The sequence below is a fragment of the Ktedonosporobacter rubrisoli genome (genome assembly GCF_004208415.1).
In the GTDB taxonomy this organism is placed as follows: domain Bacteria; phylum Chloroflexota; class Ktedonobacteria; order Ktedonobacterales; family Ktedonobacteraceae; genus Ktedonosporobacter; species Ktedonosporobacter rubrisoli.
On sequence record NZ_CP035758.1, the window covers coordinates 2705807 to 2726862 of the forward strand.

At 51.1% G+C, this 21056-nt stretch carries 15 protein-coding genes; 10 read left to right on the top strand and 5 right to left on the bottom strand.

Translation table 11 applies throughout. The annotated features are described in order from the left end of the window. Nucleotides 1–8 precede the first annotated feature (8 nt). Together EPA93_RS12370 and EPA93_RS12375 are read right to left on the bottom strand one after the other, a co-directional pair. Nucleotides 9–1388 (bottom strand): lanthionine synthetase C family protein, encoded by a 1380-nt coding sequence (locus EPA93_RS12370; protein ID WP_165423049.1) that lies wholly within the window; start codon nucleotides 1386–1388, stop codon nucleotides 9–11. 258 nt (nucleotides 1389–1646) lie between these two features. After that, on the bottom strand, nucleotides 1647–1841 hold the full coding sequence (locus EPA93_RS12375; RefSeq protein ID WP_129887822.1) for a hypothetical protein: 195 nt from the start codon (nucleotides 1839–1841) through the stop codon (nucleotides 1647–1649). A gap of 1025 nt (nucleotides 1842–2866) precedes the next feature. Here EPA93_RS12375 and EPA93_RS12380 point away from each other — a divergent pair. Together EPA93_RS12380 and EPA93_RS12385 are read left to right on the top strand one after the other, a co-directional pair. Continuing rightward, nucleotides 2867–3829 (top strand): glycosyl hydrolase, encoded by a 963-nt coding sequence (locus tag EPA93_RS12380; protein WP_165423050.1) that lies wholly within the window; start codon nucleotides 2867–2869, stop codon nucleotides 3827–3829. Between the two features lie 35 nt (nucleotides 3830–3864). Beyond that, entirely contained in the window at nucleotides 3865–4641 is a 777-nt protein-coding gene (locus EPA93_RS12385) for a thioesterase family protein (protein WP_129887824.1), read from the top strand. A 90-nt stretch (nucleotides 4642–4731) separates the two neighbouring features. Here the strand turns inward: EPA93_RS12385 and EPA93_RS12390 are convergent, their stop codons facing one another. Then, on the bottom strand, nucleotides 4732–6060 hold the full coding sequence (locus tag EPA93_RS12390) for an erythromycin esterase family protein (protein WP_129887825.1): 1329 nt from the start codon (nucleotides 6058–6060) through the stop codon (nucleotides 4732–4734). Nucleotides 6061–6415: 355 nt separating this feature from the next. Between EPA93_RS12390 and EPA93_RS12395 the strand changes: the two genes are divergently transcribed. Further along, nucleotides 6416–7141: a MerR family transcriptional regulator gene (locus EPA93_RS12395; RefSeq protein WP_129887826.1), complete on the top strand. Its 726-nt coding sequence runs from the start codon at nucleotides 6416–6418 to the stop codon at nucleotides 7139–7141. A gap of 168 nt (nucleotides 7142–7309) precedes the next feature. Here the strand turns inward: EPA93_RS12395 and EPA93_RS12400 are convergent, their stop codons facing one another. Continuing rightward, the gene (locus tag EPA93_RS12400) at nucleotides 7310–8044 is read right to left on the bottom strand and encodes an SDR family oxidoreductase (protein ID WP_129887827.1); all 735 of its coding nucleotides are present in this window, start codon (nucleotides 8042–8044) and stop codon (nucleotides 7310–7312) included. Nucleotides 8045–8253: 209 nt separating this feature from the next. Here EPA93_RS12400 and EPA93_RS12405 point away from each other — a divergent pair, with 209 nt between their 5' ends. The 6 genes from EPA93_RS12405 (at nucleotide 8254) to EPA93_RS12430 (ending at nucleotide 16997) form a co-directional block, all read left to right on the top strand. Next, nucleotides 8254–9147: a helix-turn-helix transcriptional regulator gene (locus EPA93_RS12405; RefSeq protein ID WP_129887828.1), complete on the top strand. Its 894-nt coding sequence runs from the start codon at nucleotides 8254–8256 to the stop codon at nucleotides 9145–9147. Nucleotides 9148–9768: 621 nt separating this feature from the next. Then, nucleotides 9769–10833, top strand: coding sequence for a P-loop NTPase family protein (locus EPA93_RS12410; RefSeq protein ID WP_129887829.1), 1065 nt, complete (start codon nucleotides 9769–9771; stop codon nucleotides 10831–10833). A 25-nt stretch (nucleotides 10834–10858) separates the two neighbouring features. Then, nucleotides 10859–11905 (top strand): N-acetylornithine carbamoyltransferase, encoded by a 1047-nt coding sequence (locus EPA93_RS12415; protein WP_129887830.1) that lies wholly within the window; start codon nucleotides 10859–10861, stop codon nucleotides 11903–11905. Nucleotides 11906–12069: 164 nt separating this feature from the next. Further along, nucleotides 12070–13158, top strand: coding sequence for a glutamine-hydrolyzing carbamoyl-phosphate synthase small subunit (carA, locus tag EPA93_RS12420; RefSeq protein ID WP_207229520.1), 1089 nt, complete (start codon nucleotides 12070–12072; stop codon nucleotides 13156–13158). Further along, nucleotides 13155–16406, top strand: coding sequence for a carbamoyl-phosphate synthase (glutamine-hydrolyzing) large subunit (gene carB, locus EPA93_RS12425; RefSeq protein WP_129887831.1), 3252 nt, complete (start codon nucleotides 13155–13157; stop codon nucleotides 16404–16406). Before carA ends, carB begins: the two co-directional genes overlap by 4 nt. 132 nt (nucleotides 16407–16538) lie before the next feature. After that, nucleotides 16539–16997: a DIP1984 family protein gene (locus EPA93_RS12430; RefSeq protein ID WP_129887832.1), complete on the top strand. Its 459-nt coding sequence runs from the start codon at nucleotides 16539–16541 to the stop codon at nucleotides 16995–16997. A 336-nt stretch (nucleotides 16998–17333) separates the two neighbouring features. Here EPA93_RS12430 and EPA93_RS12435 read toward each other — a convergent pair whose 3' ends face one another. Next, nucleotides 17334–17885 carry a YdeI/OmpD-associated family protein gene (locus tag EPA93_RS12435; protein WP_129887833.1) on the bottom strand — a complete coding sequence of 184 codons (552 nt, stop codon included), beginning with the start codon at nucleotides 17883–17885 and terminating at the stop codon, nucleotides 17334–17336. A 465-nt stretch (nucleotides 17886–18350) separates the two neighbouring features. Here EPA93_RS12435 and EPA93_RS12440 point away from each other — a divergent pair, with 465 nt between their 5' ends. Then, nucleotides 18351–20774: a GH92 family glycosyl hydrolase gene (locus tag EPA93_RS12440; RefSeq protein ID WP_129887834.1), complete on the top strand. Its 2424-nt coding sequence runs from the start codon at nucleotides 18351–18353 to the stop codon at nucleotides 20772–20774. The last annotated feature ends 282 nt before the right edge of the window (nucleotides 20775–21056 follow it).

Below are 21056 nucleotides of genomic sequence, written 5' to 3' on the forward strand. Positions count from 1 at the left end.
TGTTCCTTCTAGGCAATCATTAGTATACGATCCCATGCTGGCTCTACTTCGCTAGAGGCTGCCAACAAGACCAGAGCCACCCCTACCGCACCGGTAAGAAAGCTAGGGTCATCCACAAAGTTTCCTGGTATCTCTTGATCACGCACAATCAGGGGCGCGTCGGGATGGCAAGCCGCCAGGATCTGGGCAACTTGTAAGGGAATATGGTCTCTTATCATTTGGCTTGATGATACCTGAGCGAAGCGCAAGCCAATCGCGACAAGGCCAGCGATTCCATGACAGACGATTGGTGAGATAAGGCCAATGGCCTCGGCAGGGCGCCGATAGACGGTCTCAAGGCTGGTAACTGCCATTTGACATAATTCCTCATCTCCAAGAGCCTCCCCAGCCAGGCGTAAGGAGGCGGCTATTCCTGGCGCGCCGTAGCACCAGGCAGCACGGGTGGGAAGCATTTCCTGCTCCCATGGATGTGTAGCCGTATAGGGAATAGCTCCAGGCCAGTTGATACCCCAGGTGTCGGATATAGCAGAGGCACGAATCCAGCTGCTGATGTGTTCGATAGCTTCTTGTTGGCCGGGGAGGTGGTATCCTGCTTGCCAGGCCAGGGACAGGGCGGCTAGAGGACCGGGAATCCCGTGAGCGAGGCCGAGATTGTAATTGCCATTGGGATAGAGAGCTTGATCATGTTCATTTAGCCATTCAGGAGCGATCAACCAGTTGGGATGTCCTGGTTTCTCCTCGCCACCCAGCCAGATCAAATAGTGTATCAGTACGTCGATAGCTTCTTGAACATGTGATGGAGGCTCAGGCAGTGAGCATAGATAGCCCAGAATACCGGCAGCTCCATTGATTACATCATACGTTCCCATCGAGCTCTGCGCGATAGCTGTAGGTAAAGATAGATCAAGCACCTGCCTGCTAATCTGTTCGTTCAGCGCTTCAAGTGTGCGTCGATAGCGTGGCTCTTCTTGGCAAAAAGCCGCTACCACCAGCGCCAGTCCGCTGCTTCCATTGTAGAGTCCTGGTGTAACTAACGGGGTTTGCTGGCTACGTTGGGCGGCAAGGCGCAGGTATTTATGGGCAGACTCTTCCCACCCTTCATCGGGAAAACTACGAGCGAGAGAAAGATAGAGCAGTGCCAGACTGCCGAGATGGTTGAAAGAGGCTCTTCCCCAGGAGAATGCTCTGTCCAACTTTATCTGCTCCCTGGCGCGTGCAGCTGTGGAGAAGAGCAAGGCAGGATCGCGCATGCGTTCGGCAATAAGATGAAGCGTTTCTAATGCGCGACCATGCAAAGAATTATCAAGGAGAGATTGCCGGGTTGTTCTAGTTCGCGGGACGAAATTATTTGATGTGGGAGGAGAACTGATGTTATCTTGGTGCTGCATATTTTCTCTATTTAAAGCTATCCTTTGCATGCTATGGGTTAAGTACAATGTGGCAAAGAGAGTACCTGTACTCAATTAGCAAAACATGTCCACTATGTATGCCTGATAGCATACGATATCGTACGCTATCAGGCCCTTCGCTATGTGAACGAATGTAAGTCAACTGTGTTCTACAGGTCATCCACTCGTAGGAACGACCTGAAGACTAGCTAAAGCCCTCCAATTCAGTAGATTATTGGTTATATAATCTGCTGGATTTTAGCAGGAATAGCTACAGGTAGCTGCACAGGTTGTATTGAAATCACAGGTAGCGCAGGTATCGGTATATACATTATAATCACCTTCGACCCGGTTTTCCTCCTGTAAAGAAGTGCGGATGTCGAGGTTAAATTCGCTAAGCAGAGAATCGTCTACGTTGGTACTGATGATTGGCGTGTAGGTTGTCATTCCCATGATGAAAAATCGTCCTTTCCGTACAGTTCAACAAAATGTGTCTCTTACGTCTAGAAAAACTTTACTGGCTCAGAATGTATCAATGATTATAAAGATACATCTGTTCCATAAGAAAGCATACATAAAAAAAGCTTAAAAAGGTAGTCTTAGGGAACCGATTTTTTGGAAAACAAGAATTATCTGAAGATTTAATGCATGGTTATGTATTATAAATTATCGAAATGCTTGGCAAAATACTGTTATGGTGTAATTGCTGATATATTCTTGTTCCATAGCATAGAGCGTGCTGGATTTAGCACCTGGCTATCCTGGGTAGAGAATATCTTTCGTACCACCGAAATGCACTTCCCTATTTTTTCATGTCATCCTGAAATTACAAAGCTTGCTGGAGAATAGTGCAAATACATGCTCTGGCAAGCTGCATCCTCAACAGCTTGATCAACCAAAGGAGCAAATAGCTAAGAAATATGTCATATTGTATGAATACAGGATAATACGTAAACCTAAACAGTTTTAGTTTGTAAAACTGGAAGAAAGGACGTATATAATGGACCAGGGAGAGTTTCTTTCTAGAGAAGTATTCTCCTGGCAAGTAAGTAGCTGAAAACGACTTAAAATCGCAAGGTTCTCGCAAGATTATTGGCCACTCGATAGCGTTTATCATTATATAGAGAAGCGTTATATCTTTCCCTGCTCTTTATATCTACCTGGCGAAGTGTGTTGCTGTCCTTTTGCTGCTTGTGTGTCGGGTAATTTCGGCATGGGAAATATATATGCATACGTTACTCAAGAAAGTAAGTCGCGTCTCTGATAGCAGAGAACGTTTTTGCGGCAAAAGCTGACCATGGAAAGAGAGGGGAAATATCTCTCGTTCGCGTATAATTATAACGGTTACTCTTATAATGGTAGTGATAGGGTCAGGTGTTCTTGCAGGGTATGTGTGGCTCGTCCCTACAGGATCACAATCTACCATTGCGTCTTTGACTCCAGATACGGCCCGGGGTGTTCTCCCCAAAGGGAGCGAAGTGCCAGCGCGTACGGTGCCACCGACACGTAAGCCCACTTATACAGGGAAATGTGATGAGAACAGCCCGTACGGCTTTACCACAGTGAATGCTGATGCAACTCTGATAGCGCTTTATAGACAGATGGGGATATGTTGGGTGCGCTACCAGATTCATGTTAAGAGTATGCTATCTGGCGGAGGCATTTATTGGGGAACGCTCGATTCTGTCGTAGCATTGATGAACTCGGCGGGCATCCATCTGGATGTGCCCATACAGTGCTTCCAGGGCTCGTGTTTTAAGACGCCTTCAATTCCGACGCCAGCTGAAATGGCCTCCTTTGCCTCTCAGATTGCCACGCGCTATAACGGCCAGAATGGTCATGGCTATATAGACTCATTTGAGATCGGCAATGAAGAGTATGACCAGAATAGGAAATTTGCTATTGATGATTATGGACCAATCTTGAAGGCGGGTTATCAAGCGATAAAAGCGGCAAGTCCCCATGCCCAGGTAGGTATGTACGGAACTTTTCCATCCAATCCATTTCGCACAATGGCCGTCTTAGAATCTATTTTTGAAGCGGGCTTTGGTCAGTATATGGATTTTATGAACTTCCACTACTACAATCAGGGACTTGATCCCCGCGTGGATGCTGATAGCACGCATCCGTCGTTTGATCACAAATGGCAACTTATGCACACGATCGCCACGCGTTATGGCTTTGCCAGCAAACCTATCTGGGTAACTGAGATTGGTTGGCCCCTGCGGCCGATGGATGGTCGATCTGCTGTGACTCCAGATCAACAAGCCCAATATTTGACGTATGTGACCGATCAGTCTGCCAACTCGGGCGTAATCCAGAAAATATTTTGGTATACCATTGATTATGGATACCAACCAAATAATATTTATCCACCTAGTGGACCAATGCCTGCCTTTTATGCGCTCAAGGAGTATGTGAGAAGCAAGCCTGTGTGGTAAAGGGTTCATATGAGCAAACTTATGAAGGAGGACTTATGACGATACCGGCTTTCTGGATACCGGAGGAAGATGATATATTTCGTGCTACTATCCATACCCAGGGACCCTGGAATCCGCAATTTCAGCATGGAGGACCTCCTGGAGCGCTCCTGGTTCGCCAGATGGAACGCTGTTCGCCGCGCGAGGATATGCAGCTGGCGCGTGTAACTATCGATATTCTCGGCCCTGTGCCCATAACCACCTTGCGTGCTCATGCTCGCCTGGTTCGTCCTGGACGCAGCGTTGAGCTGTTAGAAGCCTTTCTTGATCACGATGGACGTACGGTAATGCATGCCTCCGGATGGCGCATTCGGCTGCCCTCGCGACGTCCCCCAGCTCCAGAGGCAGATATGCCCCCGGCCCTGGCGGGACAAGAACTTGATCCAACCCCTGAATGGCGTTGCGGCTTTCTTCTAGCCACCGAATGGCGTTTTGTGCGCGGTAGCTATACACAAGCTGGCTCTGCGCTAGCCTGGACAAGATTGCGCTATCCTTTGATTGAAGGAGAAATGCCCAGCCCGGCGCAACGCTTGATCGCAGCCGCCGATTCAGCCAATGGCATCAGTAGCCCGCTGGATATTCGGGATTGGCAGTTTATTCCTCCTGAGCTTACCCTGCACTGCCTGCGGCCTCCGGTAGGAGAATGGATCTGTATGGATGCAACTACCATTTTGCAGGCTGAAGGTGTGGGCCTGACAACCTCGAATCTTTATGATCAAGAAGGGCTTGTTGGTCGCTCCGCGCAATCCTTGCTGATTTCACATCGTGGATAGATCTGCTACGAGAAAGGAAGCGCAGCCCTATCATCATGTTGGGCTGCTTATTTACTCTTCGATGATCAGATACTTGCGACTACCTGAAACTCATTTTTGATCCGGCAGTACTGGGGCTCCGCGCGTGTAGGCAGTCGAGTCTAGAACAGCCAGCCAGTCGAAGTTGACAAGGCTTTCGGGACTCAGGGGAAAGTAACTCGGGTTCTTCTTGCTGGCAGTGCGGGCCGGGAGCGCGGCAATGTCGCTAGCTGGAAGCCCTTGTCCTTTGTGGGTAGGAATAAAGCGTCCGGGTCCCGGTACTGCCGTGAGCCGGGCCTCAAGTGTATTGGCTTCGGGCCGGGCGATGCCGTTAGGCTCAGAGCTGCCCAAGCCCGTGCCGATGATGACGTAGCGCGGGCCAAGCATCTGCTCAAGGTGCGCTCCGGCTGGCCACCATATATGTACATCGGGACCCAGTTGGGTGGGAAGGCTCAATTGGGCTTTCCCACGCTGCAGATGACTGTTATGAGCAAAGGCTAACACTTTTCCACGGCGGCGTTCACGGGAGACGATGTAGACTAGATTGTCTGCCATTAAAGCATCGCGCATACCAAGAAGCCGGATAAAGCGCTTGTCAGATGTTTGGGCCAGGTTAGCATGATAGTTCAACAACTGCCGGGCCATCATAGCGTAGTGTACGGCTTCCAAATAGCGCTCTTCGTCGCTCCTGGCGACCAGCTCAGGACGCTGGATCTGCAAGGTTGAAATGAGCTCCTCGGTCTCCATGCGTAGGGCCGTGGCGACCTCCGATAGGCCTATTGACTTCGTTGGATCAATTAGGGTAGCAGGATTCTCCCAGGCAGCATCCTGGCCTAGAAGAGGCTCGATGCGACTGCGGTGCTCCAGTCCGCTGTCACTATCAAGCGGAGTGAGGTAGTCTAAGACGAAGTGCAGGACCTGGCGTGGACTGTCGCTGCCATACATTTCGGTCGGGCTATCAAAGCCATAGAATTTGAGTTTGACCTGGTGGGAAGGTTTGGCATTGTAACTCCTCATCCATTCTATCAATTCGCGATTGGCTTCGAGGCGACCGAAGCCGTGGCTGAAGCCGCTCTCCTCTACTTCCGCGTAAGATTGTGGGCCGCGGCCGGCCACATACTCATTTGTTAGCCAGCCTTTAGGGAAGCTGCTCTCAACGGCTATGGCGCTGTAGCCATGGGCTGTAACCAGGCGCTCGAACAAGCGGTTGCGCAGGGTGAGTATATCCTCTCCTCCGTGTAGCGCTTCTCCCAGACCAAGCAGTTCCACCGAATTTCCGAGTGAGGCCAGCATTTTATCAACTGCAGCGTTAAAAGCTGTGGGTGAAGAGAGCGAGAATTGAAGCGCTTCACGCTCAATCCACTCGTCGAGCGTTGCATAGGTAGGAGCAGTATGCGTCATCGATCGAACCTCCTTGTTTTACCATTGGTGTTCATGTAATGAGAGACATCCTTTTTTTCGCTCGGCTCTGGCTCGCCTTTTTGTATGGGGCAAGCCAGGCAAGGCGAGCGAGTAAGCATATGCTTCTACAGTAGTTCCGGGCATGCATACCCTTATGATCCAGACTGGCCGGGCCTTTTTCTAAATCACATGCCTACTGTACAACACATATGCAAGATTGGAGGGTTGAGCAAGGGCGAATAGCATTGTTCCGCGATGTTGCCAAGTCTCAACAAGCACTGCTTATGTATTGGATGTGATATAAAGAGAAGAGTGAAAAATAAATAAAGCCTCAAAAATTACTTGGGAGTTTCACATGATGCTTCACAATGCTTTGCGCACTATTGATCTGGCCAGGGCTGCCGGAATTAGCGTTCAACAGGTACGCAACTATGAGGCCTCTGGTCTGCTGCCGCCTGCTTCACGGAGCAAAAGTGGTTATCGCCTCTATACGCAGCGCCACTTGGCCGCGCTCACCACTGCGCGCAACATGCTTGCTGGCTATGGTTGGCAGCGAACGCCAGGCATTATGAATGCCTTGCATCAAGGTGACCTCTCGGCTGCGCTTACAACCATAGATCAACGCCATGCCGAGCTTGCCAACAAGCGCCACGAGTGTGAACAGACACTCGCGGCTTTACATATGTTAGCAACGCAATCTACGCCTGCACCCAGTTTGCGCCATCCGCAAGCGTTGAGGGTGGGAGAAGCGGCCAGGCAAGTCGGTGTGCGCGTCTCGGCCCTGCACTTCTGGGAACAACAGGGTCTCTTGCAGCCTAAACGCGACCGGAGCAGTCGCTATCGTCTCTATGATGAGGAACAGATGAGCCGTTTGCGCGTCGTGGCCCTGCTCAGGGAAGCTGGTTATCCCTTTAAGGTAATTCAGGCCGTCCTTGATGAAATGGCGGCAGGGCGGCCAGCAAAAGCCATTGTGGCAGTCGAAAAGAGGCGCGAGGAACTGATGCGGTCAAGCTGGGCCTGTGTTGAGTCCCTGGTAAGCTTTCAGGGCTATGTCAAGGAATTCTGTGCGCCGCTGCTCTAGGAAAAATCTCGTGAAAGGGGCAAGGCTTGTGGAAGTTGCTGTTGTGGAATTTTTTATGCACGCGTTTCTCCTGTATTTGCCGGTTTCGCAGGAAGCTAGAGAAGATGCCAGAGGACAGCGAAGCCTTTTGCAGCTTCTTTGCCCCTGGCCGTGGAAATTTTCATGCTCTTATATCAAGCCGCCGCCTAAACGCAGCGTTTGCCCGGTAATCCAGCGCGCCTGATCACTTACCAGGAAAGCCACAGTATCAGCGATATCGCGCGGTTGTCCTAAGCGCCCGAGAGGGGTTTGCTGGATGAGCTTGGCGATCATATCCTTGGGGAGCACAAGCGTACCTGTATCGACAATGGCCGGCAGGATGGTATTCACCGTAATCTCGCGGGCCCCTAGTTCTCTGGAAAGCGCAAGGCTAAATTGCTCCACGGCTGCTTTGCTTCCCGCATAGGCCCCAAAGCCGGGCGTAACGACAACAGTAGCACCGCTTGAAACGCTGACTATGCGCCCGCCATTGCGTATACGCCTGGCCGCTTCCTGAAGAGCAAAAAAGGTTCCTCTAGCGTTGAGGGTGAAGAGCTTATCAAACTCTTCCTCAGTTATTTCGGCGGTTGGTTTTAAAAGCCCGATGCCCGCATTGTTGACAAGAATGTCGAGGCCACCGCAGCGATCTTCAACTTCCTGGAAGAGGCGGCGCATATCCACGAGCTTGCTCATATCAGCTTGTATGGCCAGAGCCTTGCCCCCTGCCGCCTCAATGTTGCGCACTACTTCCTGCGCTCTGCTTGCTCCCGAGTGGTAATTGACGACTACTATGGCACCATCCTGGCCAAGCCGTTCAGCGATTCCCTGACCGATACCACGGGAGGCGCCAGTCACAATTGCTACTTTTCCTGCAAGAGATGTCATTGGAGAAACTCCTTTACTGTCTGCGCTTTTTTGTGCTGGGATAAATAGTAGAGCACATGTACCTTTTCTGGATATGTCCTCGCCTTCTTATCCTCTGGCATGATATACTGCTACATGTCGATGCATTCTGTATGAGAGTGTACTGTATAAGCTCAGCTTGAAACAGAAAGAGATTATCCTAACATAAAATCTCCCAGGATAAATGTATTATGAATAAACAAGAACGTCGCATGGAACTCAGCAAATTTCTACGCAGCCGGCGAGCTCGTCTGACCCCGGAGCGCGTGGGCATTCCCCTGACGCGCCGTCGTCGTACGCCTGGACTGCGCCGCGAAGAAATTGCGGAGCTGGCTGGAGTCAGTACCGCCTGGTATACCTACCTGGAGCAAGGGCGCGATGTGCATGTCTCAAGGAGTGTTCTGGAAAGCATTGCTGATGCTCTGCAACTTAGCAGGGATGAGCGTATCCATCTAGCCTGGCTTGCTGATCAGCCGTTGCCCCCGGACGTTCCTCCGCTGGTTGAGACGCTTAGTCCAGCCTATCAGCGGGTGCTTGACCTGATGGAGCTTGGACCGGCTTATGTCACCGGGCGGCGCACTGATATTCTGGCCTGGAATAGGGCTGCCAGTCTTATCTTCGCTGATTTTGCCGCAATCCCGGAGCGTGAACGCAATATGCTCAGATTGCTCTTTACCGAGAGCGACTTTCGCCAGCGCTTCCCGGCCCGTGAGCTGTTTGCTCTAGAGACCCTTTCATCGTTTCGGGCTACGGCAAGCCAGTATCTCAGCGATCCCCATATTGCAGGCTTTGTTGAGGCGCTCAAACGAGAGAGCCCGGAATTTCGGCAGGCCTGGGAAGGACAGCAGGTACAGAGGCAATGTTCGCGCTGGCGCGAGATCGAACATCCCCTGGTTGGCAAGCTGATATTGGAGATTGCTAGCTTTCAGATCAGTGGCGATCCCGATCTCAAGTGCTGTGTTTATTCGGCTGAACCTGGCTCAGAAACTGAATATAAGCTAAAAGAACTGCTGGAAGACCAGAGGCAGACGCAATATGCTCCGCCTTCTCTGCTGCATACAACCCTACTTACTACCTGGCCGTAGAAGCATTTGTCTCGGAAAGTAATCTCTTATGAACGAATGAGAGTTTTAAGGATGTATTCTGGTTATTTTCTTTTGCAGGATGAAACACGAGCCTGCCGCAACCGTTGACATTTCAGTGTTCATCTGGTATCCTTTATCGAAGACAGTAAAATATTGATTTGCACGCGTTGAGCGAAAATAGTATGAGGGTGGCAGCCAACAGCGATCCGATGAAGAGTGGAAGTTCGGAAGGAAGATGTATCCTCAGAACGCATTCGTGAGCGTCTGGCCGAAGAAAGCTTGTGTATTATCTATGTCATCCATAGAGGCAGAAGCAAGTAGGGCAGGTGGGTGGTTCCCACGCGGAAGAATAACCCGAACAAGTGGTCACAATCGCTTTGTCACAATGACGTGAATAAAGTAGTGGCAATAGGGGTGGCACCACGGGTCTAGTGCACAGAGCTGGTACTCTGTTATGCAACTACTCTCGTCCCTTCAAATTAGTTGGAGGGGGCGAGATTTTTTTTACCCTCGCACCTTCCACGCTCCCAGTCTTTCTTTGTTCTACTCTTTAGGCGTTGCCGCGTTATGAGCAAGGTCGGGAAGAGAGAGCAAAATAGTCAGGAAGAAGAGGTGCAGTCAATGCAAATGCAACTTAGTAAGATTCCTTCAGTTGTTGGCAGCTTAAATTTACCATCCAGCGTTGAAGTTGGGACACAAATCGTGCCCGAAGAAGGTGCGGTAATCCTCGTAGAAGCCCTGGCAGATGAAGGCAAAAACAAGCTTCTGGAATATGCCAGCGGACGAATTGGTTCCCTGATGGAAGGCGATATTATCCCTGCCGTACTGGGAAAGCGTCGGGCCTTGCGTGAGTATAGCGGAGATATCCCCGCTCAGGTAGCTGTCGGCGACATTCTTTACTTCCTCTGTGAAAGCGGCGTTGTCGGTGAGATTCGCGGTATCAATGAGCAATGGGGAGTACCCATGCAGGTACGCGTGCTCGGCAGCATCGTTTCTCCCTCTGGTCAGCAGCTCAATATCAAAGACTTCGCAATAGCGCGTCAGCAGCAATTGCCGGCTAGCGCCCCGATTATTGGGGTGGTTGGCACATGCATGAACATAGGCAAGACCACAGCGATCTGTAAATTAATCAAGCATTTCAAATCCCAAGGCCTGAAGGTAGCCGGCGTCAAGCTATCAGGCGTGGCTTCGACGCAAGATCTTGATAAGATTAAAGATGCCGGAGCTGCACCCGTCTATGGTTTTATGGATGGTGGTCTTCCTTCAACCTGTGGCGATGCCACGGAAGTCGTAGAAGTGGCCATGGGTATTTTGCAGGAGGCCAATCTCAGTCAGCCTGACCTGATCATTGCCGAATTTGGCGACGGCATTCTTGGTGAATATAACGTCGATAGCCTGATTAAGTGCAAAGAGATCCAGCAGCACGTGTGTGGCTTTATCGTTGGAGCCGGAGATCTGGTCTCTGCCTGGGGCGCCAAAGAGATTATGGCTCAATATGGCGTTCAGGTAACCATGATAACCGGACCTGCTGTCAACAATGATACAGGCGTCCTCTTCGTTGAGAAAAACGTTGGAGTACCTGCTGAAAGCAACCAGTATACCATGCAGAAGACTATCCGCTTGCTTGAAGAAAAGCTGCATATCGCGCAGAGCAAGCTAGCCCAGACAGTTGCTGTTGCCTTATAGGCTCTACATAGAGGAGAAGATAGAGATGGCCGATGCAACTGGTCTGCAGCTCTCGCAGCGCCACTTTATGAATACAGCGGATTTGCCCCAACAAGAGATACAGGCCTTGATCGATCTGGCTTTGAGCTTAAAGCATGGCGAAGTCAAGCCTAGCCTGGCCGGTAAGACGTTAGCGACGCTCTTCTTTAACCCATCAGTTCGCACGCGCGTCTCATTTGCGACGGCGATGTTTAAACTGGGAGGGCAGGCCCTCGATCTGAGTATGGAGGGTGCCTGGTCGTTCGAGTTTGGCGATGGCGTCGTGATGGATGGCGCAACTATTGAGCATGTAAAAGAGGTTGCCCCTGTGCTCTCGCGCTACTGCGATGGTCTCGCCATTCGCTGCAGCGAGCTCGTGACCAAATCGGCGGCCAGTGCCAGCGCCGGAAGCTGGCAGAATGCCCGCCAGGATCTTGTCTTGAATAGCTTTGCGCGCTACGCCACGGTGCCTGTGATTAACATGGAGTCAAATGTCTATCATCCCTGCCAGGGACTTGGCGATGCCGTCACGATCAAAGAGCAGCTAGGACAGCCTCAAGGAAAGAAATATGTGCTCACCTGGGCATATCACCCCAAAGCTTTGCCAATGGCCACCCCAAACTCGCAAATGTTGGCGGCCTGCGATCTGGGCATGAACGTTACCCTGGCGTATCCCGAAGGCTGGGATCTCGATCCCGAAATCGTGAAGATGGCCAGCCAGCGTGCCAAACAAAGCGGCGGCTCGCTGCAGATTGAGCATGATATGGATACGGCTCTGGAAGGGGCCCATATCGTATGCGCGAAGAGTTGGGGGGCGCTTCAGTACTATGGAAACTGGGAAGCCGAGAAAGCACTTCGCGTGCAGCACAAAGACTGGATGGTGACTCAAGCGAAGATGCAGCATACAGACAATGGTCGCCTGATGCATTGCTTACCGGTACGGCGCAATGTTGAGGTTGGTGATGACGTGCTTGATAGCCCTACTTCTATCGTGATAGATGAAGCCGAGAATCGGCTGTGGGCGCAAATGGCCTTGCTGGCCACCCTTCTCTAAAAGCGAGAAGCTCGCACAAAAGAAAGTACGTGCAGTACTGGGAAGGCATACATAAGTTACGGTTGAGCAGTCATACTGTCCTCACAGGAGGATAGTGTGGAGATTGTCCTGGTTTCTACTCATGTGTATGAGGAGGAGAGGCGAGTTGCCTAGAAAGGCTGATTATGCAAATGCAAACGATTACCGATCCCCAGCTTGTTGAGGACCGGACCATATATGGCACATTGATCTTAGAGGATGGAACGCAGTTTGAGGGAAAGTCTTTTGGGTACAGGCAGGCGCAAGCTGGTGAGGTAGTTTTTAGCACCGGTATGGTGGGCTATCCAGAAGCCCTTACCGATGCCTCGTTTGAAGGCCAGTTGCTCGTCCTCACCTATCCGCTGATTGGAAATTATGGCGTGCCTGAACAGGCTTTATGGGAAGATGAGCGCATCCATGTCTCGGGGCTGATTGTTTCCAACTACATCGATACCCCGTCCCACGCGCAATCTACCATGACACTGGCCACCTGGCTCAAGCAGCAAAAAGTTCCGGCCCTGGAGATCAAAGATACGCGCCGCTTGACTCAGCATATTCGCCAGCACGGTGCTATGTTGGGTAAGATAGTTTTTGAGCAGGATATTCCTTTCTATAATCCTGATCAGGAGAACCAGATTGCCCGCGTCTCCACAAAAAAGCTCGTGCGTGCCGGGAAGGGCAACAAGACTATTGCCCTTATCGATTGTGGGGCTAAGCGCAACATTGTGCGCAGCCTGCTTAAGCGCAATGTTGAAGTAATCACAGTTCCCTGGGATTATGCCCTGTTTGCGCCAGAGCAGCCCTTACACTTTGATGGCATTGTCATCTCCAATGGACCGGGCAATCCCAAATATGCAACGGCGACGATCAACACGATTCGCACAGCGCTAGAGCACAACGTGCCTACACTGGGCGTCTGTATGGGCAATCAATTACTGACCCTGGCGGCAGGAGGCGATACCTATAAGATGAAGTTTGGGCACCGCAGCCAGAATCAGCCGTGTGTTATGAATGGCACGCAGCGCTGCTATATTACCACCCAGAATCATGGCTATGCCGTTGGCGATATTCCCGAGGGCTTTGCACCCTGGTTTAGCAATGCCAATGATGAAACGAATGAAGGTATCAAGCATATCTCAAAACCTTTTATGTCAGTGCAGTTCCATCCCGAAGCCGCGCCGGGACCAGTAGATACCGAATGGGTCTTTGATTACTTCCTGGAGAAGATTAGATGAGTCAGTTGCAGAAAGTGTTATTGTTGGGATCGGGGGCATTAAAAATTGGCCAGGCCGGAGAGTTTGACTACTCCGGCTCGCAAGCGCTTAAAGCATTGAAGGAAGAGGGCGTGCAAACCGTCCTCATTAATCCCAATATCGCTACCATTCAGACCTCGCAGATCCTGGCGGACCGGATCTATTTCCTGCCCGTCACGCCCTACTTTGTCGAAAAAGTGATCGAGCGGGAACGCCCAGATGGTATCTTGCTGTCCTTTGGTGGCCAGACTGCGCTCAACTGCGGCATCGAGCTGCACGAAAGTGGCGTCTTAAAACGCTATGGCGTGCGTATTCTAGGCACGCCGATTAGCGCCATTATTCTTACCGAGGATCGCCAGAAGTTTGCCGAGCACCTTATGAAGATCAATATTCCCACTCCACAGAGCCAGAGCGCGACGACGCTGCCAGAAGCTCTGGAGATTGGGCAGCGCTTCGGCTTTCCGCTTATGGTGCGCGCCGGTTTCTCGCTAGGCGGTCAGGGCTCCGGTATCGCTCATGATATCAAAGAGCTGGAAAGCATAGTTAATAAGGCGCTCTCATTTACGCCCCAGGTCTTAATTGAGCAATATCTGCATCATTATAAAGAAGTTGAGTATGAAGTAGTACGTGATCGCTATAATAACTGTATAACCGTCTGTAATATGGAAAACATGGACCCCCTGGGCATTCATACCGGAGAGTCCATTGTTATTGCGCCAAGCCAGACCTTAACGAATGAAGAGTATCATACGCTGCGCGCCGCCTCTATCGCGATTGTGCGTAGCCTGGGCATCGTAGGCGAATGCAATGTGCAGTATGCGCTTGATCCTGTCACGTCTAAATTCTATGTAATTGAAGTTAATGCCCGCTTATCGCGCAGCTCAGCCCTGGCCAGCAAGGTTACCGGCTATCCACTGGCCTATATTGCGGCTAAACTTGCCCTGGGCTATGGTCTGACCGAACTGCCCAATAAAGTCACAGGAGTGACACGCGCCTGCTTTGAGCCAAGTCTCGATTATCTTGTTGTCAAGATTCCGCGCTGGGATATTGCCAAATTTAAGGGCGCTGATGAAACAATTGGTACAGGGATGAAGTCAGTCGGCGAAGTTATGGGAATTGGCCGAACCTTTGAAGAAGCCTATCAAAAAGCGCTGCGCATGCTCGAACAGGGCTTTGAAGGTGCTGTGGCGCCAAGCAATTTCTTCAGTTCCCAGGCGCAGGCACAGCATTATCTTTCCACCCCTACTCCTAAGCGAGCCTTTGCCATTGCTCATGCTATTCAGCAAGGCATGGAGCTTGACGAGATCTATACTCTGACAGGTATCGACCACTGGTTTCTGCAGCGTATTAAGCATATAGTCGAGATGGAACAGGCTCTTCAGCAGCATGCTAAATGTTCCTTCAATGCCGAAGAGATGCGTGCAATTAAGCAAGTGGGGATCTCCGATAAGCGCATCGCCGAACTGACGGAGCAGAGTGAGCTCGAAGTGCGCAAGCAGCGCAAAGAGTTGGGAGTGAAGCCAGCAGTTTTTCAGATTGATACCCTGGCTGCCGAATTTCCCGCCAGCACAAATTACCTCTACCTTACCTACAATGGCGAGCATCACGATGTCGCTCCGGGGAGAGATGGAGGTATTGTCGTCCTGGGGTCGGGACCATATCGCATTGGCTCCTCCGTTGAGTTTGACTGGACGAGCGTCAGTACTGTGGAGGCTTTAAAAAAGTACCAGAAGCAGGCAATCATTATTAACTGCAATCCCGAAACCGTCTCGACTGACTACGATGTCTCGGATCGTCTCTACTTTGAGGAACTTACTTTCGAGCGCATCGCCGACATCTACGATTTTGAGGAGCCATATGGCATGATCGTCTCAGTGGGTGGACAGACTCCCAACAATCGCGCCAAGGCTCTGCACGCTTATGGCTGTGCTTTGCTGGGAACTAGCGCTGAGGATATCGACCGAGCCGAGAATCGCAGCACCTTCTCGCAGTTGCTCGATAAGTTGGGTGTGCGCCAGCCCGAATGGGACTCGTTCAGCACCTTGGATGAGCTGGCAGCCTTTGCCGCGCGCGTGAGCTATCCTGTCCTGGTACGACCTTCATATGTGCTCTCGGGAAGCGCGATGAAGGTCTGCGATACGCTGGAAGAACTGGTCCATTATGCTCAGGAAGCTGCGACTGTCTCGCCGGCACATCCGGTCACCATCTCCAAGTTTTTCGAGTATGCACGCGAGGTTGAGCTGGATGCCGTTGCTCAATATGGGCAGATCAAGGCACATGTCATCTCTGAGCACATTGAGAATGCCGGTGTCCACTCGGGCGATGCTTCGATTGTCTTGCCGCCCCATTCAATCTCTGCGCAAGTCCAGCAAGAAATTGTCGGGATCGGGCGCAAGATCGCGGCTGCCCTCAATATTACCGGGCCGGTAAATATTCAGTTTCTGGTCAGGGATGGAGAGGTCTATGTCATTGAGACCAACCTGCGCGCCTCGCGTACCTTCCCGTTCATCTCCAAAGTCACAGGCGTGAACTTTATGGATCTGTTTGTCGCGGCTTTGTTTGAGGAGCAGATTGCAGAAGTCGAGATTGCCCCTGCGCCTTTTGTGGCCGTGAAGGCTCCACAATTTTCCTTCTCGCGCCTCACTGATGCTGACCCGGTTTTGGGCGTAGAGATGGCTTCTACAGGTGAAGTGGCTTGCTTTGGTGAAGATCTGGCTGAGGCCTATCTCAAGGCTAGCCTGGCGACGGGAAGTAAGATACCAGAGAAAGGGGTTTTCCTTAGCTTTTGTGGCGAGGACAAGCATAAAGCCCTGGAACAGAGCTTGCAGCATTTACGAGCCCTGAACCTGCCACTTTATGCCACCGAGGAGACCTGGCAATTCTTGCGCGAACATGATATACAGGCTACCCTGCTACATCAGCCCGATGAGCAGGCTGAACCCAATGTGCGGAGCTGTTTGCGCCAGCAACAGGTTGATCTGGCTCTTGTGGTCGTCACCGGCAACAAGCAGAAAGATTTTGATACATATTATACGCTGCGCCGCCTGGCTGTGGACTGCAATATCCAGCTAATTACGAAGATCAAGCAGATGCGCTTGTTCCTCGAAGCTCTGGCGAGCAAGAAGCTGGACACGCTCCCAATTAAAGCCTGGGATGAATATTGCCATGTATCAGAGGAAGGTAAGCAAGCAGTGAGCTCGCCGGTTCCTGTAAAGGCTTCTATCGGCTAACTTATAATAGCGCTAAATTCGATAAGAGGCCGCTATTGCTCTTGACAAAGGCACCTCTCGTGATTATACTCTAAATTAGTTGACATATAACAAATGAGATGTGAACTGTCATTTCGCAAGGAGGCCGGAATTATGAAGCTTGCAGAAGCATTGGTGCTGCGTGCAGATCTGCAGAAGCGCATCGAGCAGATGCGTAACCGCCTGAATCAAAGCGCTCTGGTCCAGGAAGGTGAACAGCCGCCTGAGAACCCTACAGAGTTGCTGACGGAGCTGGGGCAGATGCTGGCTCAATTGCAGGAGCTTATTGCGCGAATCAATAGGACCAATCTGCAAGCCAGCCTGCCGGATGGTACTACTCTTACCAATGCGCTGGCACAGCGAGATGTGCTTTCGCTGCACCACAGCATTATTGATGGACTGGCCGATACGGCCTCTAATCGGATTGAGCGTTATGGGCGCGCTGAGATTCGTAAGCTTTCCACGGTCGATGTCGCAGCGCTGCGTAAGCAATTGGATGAGCTTGCTCGCCAGAGGCGCGAACTGGATACAACCATCCAGGCCACGAACTGGACGACCGATCTTTTAGAATAGTAAGAAAGAGGCGCAAGCAGGTAGCCGGACGAGCTGAGTAGCGAGCACCAGGGCGGCAACGGCCCGGATGTTGCATAACTTTTTGGTAAAAGCGGGTTCGAATCCTGTGCCAGGGGCGGCGTATTCTGCATTGTAATGCCCAGCACTGTCACAAGTGCACAAAGTATAGCGCATCGAATCACTACCAGGTGTTGGACTCGACTCTTCGGTGAGGGTGGGTAAGGGGAGGCTTGCGCCCCTTTCTCTTTGTTAATGCTCCCTATAGATACAACACCTCCGCTGAGCTTCTATCCCTTCCATCTTTTCGGATTGGCTCACCAGTAGCTGAGTATATAGTTATTCCATGATTTCCTGCGCTTGCCTCGGTTCGAGGAGAACCCAATTCTTTGATACCAGGGGTTCGCTACAGATGTTACGATTAAAACAACATGGCCTTCGCTCTCCGTGTTTGAGCTTTGAGCAGGCCACCTCTATTCGATGTTGACGCGTTTTGGCTTGGTTGGTCGCTCGTATCCAGCGAATCCAGTCCCACCTTGCGCTCGGCGTGATCTTCAGCCAGAGAGCGTGCGCCTGTGGAACGGCCAGGAGAGCGCTCTTTACATCTGCTGGCACCTCGGGTTCCAACCATTCTTTCGTTGGTTCAATCTCCAGGGCTACCGTGTCACCGACGTTTGCGCAAGCGGCTTCAAGCATGGTTTTGTCAATCCTGAACCAGTGACTTCCCTTCCCGTCTGGTTCGAGCGCTGCTTGAAAGCGGAAACCATTTATGGTTCCCTCAACCATTGTCATACCTCGTGACGGCAGTTGTGCGCTGGCTTCTTGAGGCAGCTTGAGAATGGTCCATGAGCCGATTTTATACAGTTTAGCTTCGAAACTGATTGTTGACATATTTCCTTGCTCCTTGCTTAGCTCATGATCAGGCACATAAGCTACATTGTACGATCGTCAAACCGGTATGTTCTGTATGCTTACAAGAATAGCACAAAGATGAGGTACAAACAGTCACCAAAAGTCTACCTTGGGGAGCATTTTCCTGGGAAAAAAGCTTGATGTTGGGGAGAAAGACGCTCAGAGGTGGTGGGGAAAGTCTCGACGATACCTACATGTATCACAGAACCAGGGAAGCGAACAGAGAGAAGGCTGAAGGCCCGAAATTCTTCCGCATGTCCGCTCAATACATAGAAGAATAGAGCTAGCGATATTTTTTTATGTTCTTATTTTTAGCCATATTATAGATTTTTATGTGTATATGAGAAATATATTTAAATTCTAGTATTTCATCTTGTGATGAGACTGTGCTACTATTGCATCTATACATCAGTTTGTATAATTACAAAAAATTGAGGAGTCGAAATGGTACGTGGTAGAGGTATAAGGTTGGCACAGACTCTGACTATTGCGCTCTTGCTTATGTTGCTGATCCCCTCGGGGCTGGCCCTGGCCAGAGGAGTGCACGTACTGGCGGCTGGCTCTGCGCTTACTTCAGCCGCTAATTCAGTTGCCGAGGTTGATCCGTTTACGGGTACAGGAGCTCAGCCCGGTTCCCCTTCAGGGTATGCAGGGGGTGATACGTTTCCCGGGGCGGATGTTCCCTTTGGCCTTGTGCAGTGGAGCCCCGATACGGTAAGCTATGCCCCTGGCGGTTACTGGTATCCAGATAATCGCATTAAAGGTTTTAGCCTTACCCACCTCAACGGGGCAGGTTGTCCAGCTTATGGTGATATTCCCTTTATTCCATATGTCGGGACTGTCAAGGAATCACCGGCGGCTAACCCTTCACGCTATATTGCCACTTTTTCCCATGCCCATGAGACGGCAAGTCCGGGCTATTATCAGGTGGCTCTCGATAATAAAGTAAATGTTGAACTGACAGTGACCCAGCATAGTGGTCTCGGGCGCTTTACGTATCCCCAGGGACAGACAGCAACATTGCTGCTCAACGTCTCGGGCTCGGCTAACGGAACGCATGATGCTCAGGTGAAGATTGGGCATGATTCTATTTCGGGCTGGGCTCTCAGTGGCGGTTTTTGCGGTGCCAAAAATACATACAAGCTCTATTTCTGGACCCAATTTAGTCAGCCCTTTGCGACAACTGGGACCTGGCATGATAAAGCGCTGCAACCTGGCAACCTCAATGCTGAGGGTGGCAGCCCGGCTTCGCCTGCCGTGCAGCAACTGAGCACACTTCTCAAGCAGCGAACGTCTCTTCCGCCATCTGCTACACAATTGCATCCAGCTACTATCGCCTCTGGACCTGGCTCAGGTGCTTATGTTACGTTTGATACGCGGGCAAGCTCTACGATTACTGCACATGTGGGAGTCTCCTTTGTCAGCGTGGCCAATGCGCGAGATAACGTTGAGCAAGAAGCTGGGCACAACAATTTTGCCCGCGCACAAAAGCAAGCTCAGCAAGCCTGGTTACAGCGCTTGAACAGCATTCGCATTAAGGGTGGTTTGGCCACTCAGCGTAGTACATTTTACACGGCTCTCTATCATGTCTTTCTGCAGCCCAATATCTTTTCTGATGTGAATGGCCAGTATATTGGTTTCGATGGCAATATCCATACGGTAGAACCAGGCCACGCTCAATATGCAAACTATTCGGGATGGGATATCTATCGCTCGGAAATACAGTTGCTGGCCCTGCTTGCTCCTAAAGAGACAAGCGATATTGTCAAATCTATGCTCAATGACTATAGACAAAGTGGTCAATTGCCCAAATGGAGCCTGGCTAATAGCGAGACATATGTTATGGTTGGCGATCCTGCTGATCCTATCATTGCCGGAGCATATGCCTTTGGCGCGCGGAACTTTGATACGCAGGCGGCTCTGGATGCTATGGTTAAACAGGCTACACAGCCAAATAATGTACGTCCCGGGCAAAATTATTTGGATGAGCTCGGCTATCTACCGACAGATGGCCACTATGGATGCTGTAGTTTTTATGGCCCTGCCGCTACTTCTCTGGAGTACAACACCGCAGACTTTGCTATCTCGGCTTTTGCCCGCCAGCTAGGAGAGCATGCTAGCGCACAGAAGTTCTTAGCGCGCGCACAAAACTGGAAAAAACTTTTCAATCCAGCTACGCATTTTCTGGAGCCACGCAACCTTGAGGGAGCTTTTCCCGCCTCGTATGATCCAGCCAGCCCGCAAGGTTGGGTAGAGGGGAATGGTGCTCAATATAGTTGGATGGTGCCCTTTAACTTGCGAGGCCTTTTCAATGCGCTTGGCGGCAATGATAAAGTTGTTAAGCGGCTCGATACTTTCTTCACGCGCCTGAACGCTGGCCCCAATCAGCCTTATGCCTTCCTGGGTAATGAGCCAACCTTTGAGACGCCCTGGGAATATGATTATGCCGGCGCACCTTACAAGGCCCAGAAGGTAGTAAGAGATGTCGCCAATACACTCTATACTCCCGGTCCGGGTGGCCTGGCCGGCAATGACGATCTGGGCGAGACCTCTTCATGGTATGTCTTTGCGGCGTTGGGTATGTTTCCCGAAACGCCCGGTACTGCTGATCTTGCTCTGGCCAGCCCTCTTTTCCCGGAGATAACTATTTATCGTCAAGGAGGGCAGGTTATCCAGATCTATGCGCTCCAGGCTTCGGCGCGCACGCCTTATATCCATAACCTGTTGCTCAATGGGGAATTGAGTCACAAACCATGGTTGCCTGCTTCATTTATCGAGAAGGGTGGAACGCTTAATTTTACCTTGTCCGATACGCCTGATCGAAGCTGGGGCAGCGATCCTGCGGATGCTCCACCCTCAGCATTCTAGATGGATTGCAGGGGATAGCTTGAAAAGACACGACACTAAATAGATCAACGGAGCTACGGGATGGCAAACAAGCTCAGATTCACGGGAGGGACCTGGATCTGGGCTTGTTTTCTGTGAAGCAATAATACGGTTTCTGCTCGTAGATGCAGGAAGCGGCAGGCTGCGATAAAGTGGGGCCGATATGCTAAGAGGAGCGGTAGCTACTATCTTTGATTTGCTGGCGAGTGCCGTTTAGTAATGGCGGCAGCTTGTCAGGCATGGCACGATTTTCTTTTTGGGTAA

Excerpts from the sequence above, each read along its gene's own strand:
- EPA93_RS12370 (WP_165423049.1), bottom strand. The coding sequence starts at position 1,388 with ATGCAGCACCAAGATAACATCAGTTCTCCTCCCACATCAAATAATTTC.
- EPA93_RS12375 (WP_129887822.1), bottom strand. The coding sequence starts at position 1,841 with ATGGGAATGACAACCTACACGCCAATCATCAGTACCAACGTAGACGAT.
- EPA93_RS12385 (WP_129887824.1), top strand. The coding sequence starts at position 3,865 with ATGACGATACCGGCTTTCTGGATACCGGAGGAAGATGATATATTTCGT.
- EPA93_RS12390 (WP_129887825.1), bottom strand. The coding sequence starts at position 6,060 with ATGACGCATACTGCTCCTACCTATGCAACGCTCGACGAGTGGATTGAG.
- EPA93_RS12395 (WP_129887826.1), top strand. The coding sequence starts at position 6,416 with ATGATGCTTCACAATGCTTTGCGCACTATTGATCTGGCCAGGGCTGCC.
- EPA93_RS12400 (WP_129887827.1), bottom strand. The coding sequence starts at position 8,044 with ATGACATCTCTTGCAGGAAAAGTAGCAATTGTGACTGGCGCCTCCCGT.
- EPA93_RS12405 (WP_129887828.1), top strand. The coding sequence starts at position 8,254 with ATGAATAAACAAGAACGTCGCATGGAACTCAGCAAATTTCTACGCAGC.
- EPA93_RS12410 (WP_129887829.1), top strand. The coding sequence starts at position 9,769 with ATGCAAATGCAACTTAGTAAGATTCCTTCAGTTGTTGGCAGCTTAAAT.
- EPA93_RS12415 (WP_129887830.1), top strand. The coding sequence starts at position 10,859 with ATGGCCGATGCAACTGGTCTGCAGCTCTCGCAGCGCCACTTTATGAAT.
- carA (WP_207229520.1), top strand. The coding sequence starts at position 12,070 with ATGCAAATGCAAACGATTACCGATCCCCAGCTTGTTGAGGACCGGACC.
- carB (WP_129887831.1), top strand. The coding sequence starts at position 13,155 with ATGAGTCAGTTGCAGAAAGTGTTATTGTTGGGATCGGGGGCATTAAAA.
- EPA93_RS12430 (WP_129887832.1), top strand. The coding sequence starts at position 16,539 with ATGAAGCTTGCAGAAGCATTGGTGCTGCGTGCAGATCTGCAGAAGCGC.
- EPA93_RS12435 (WP_129887833.1), bottom strand. The coding sequence starts at position 17,885 with ATGTCAACAATCAGTTTCGAAGCTAAACTGTATAAAATCGGCTCATGG.
- EPA93_RS12440 (WP_129887834.1), top strand. The coding sequence starts at position 18,351 with ATGGTACGTGGTAGAGGTATAAGGTTGGCACAGACTCTGACTATTGCG.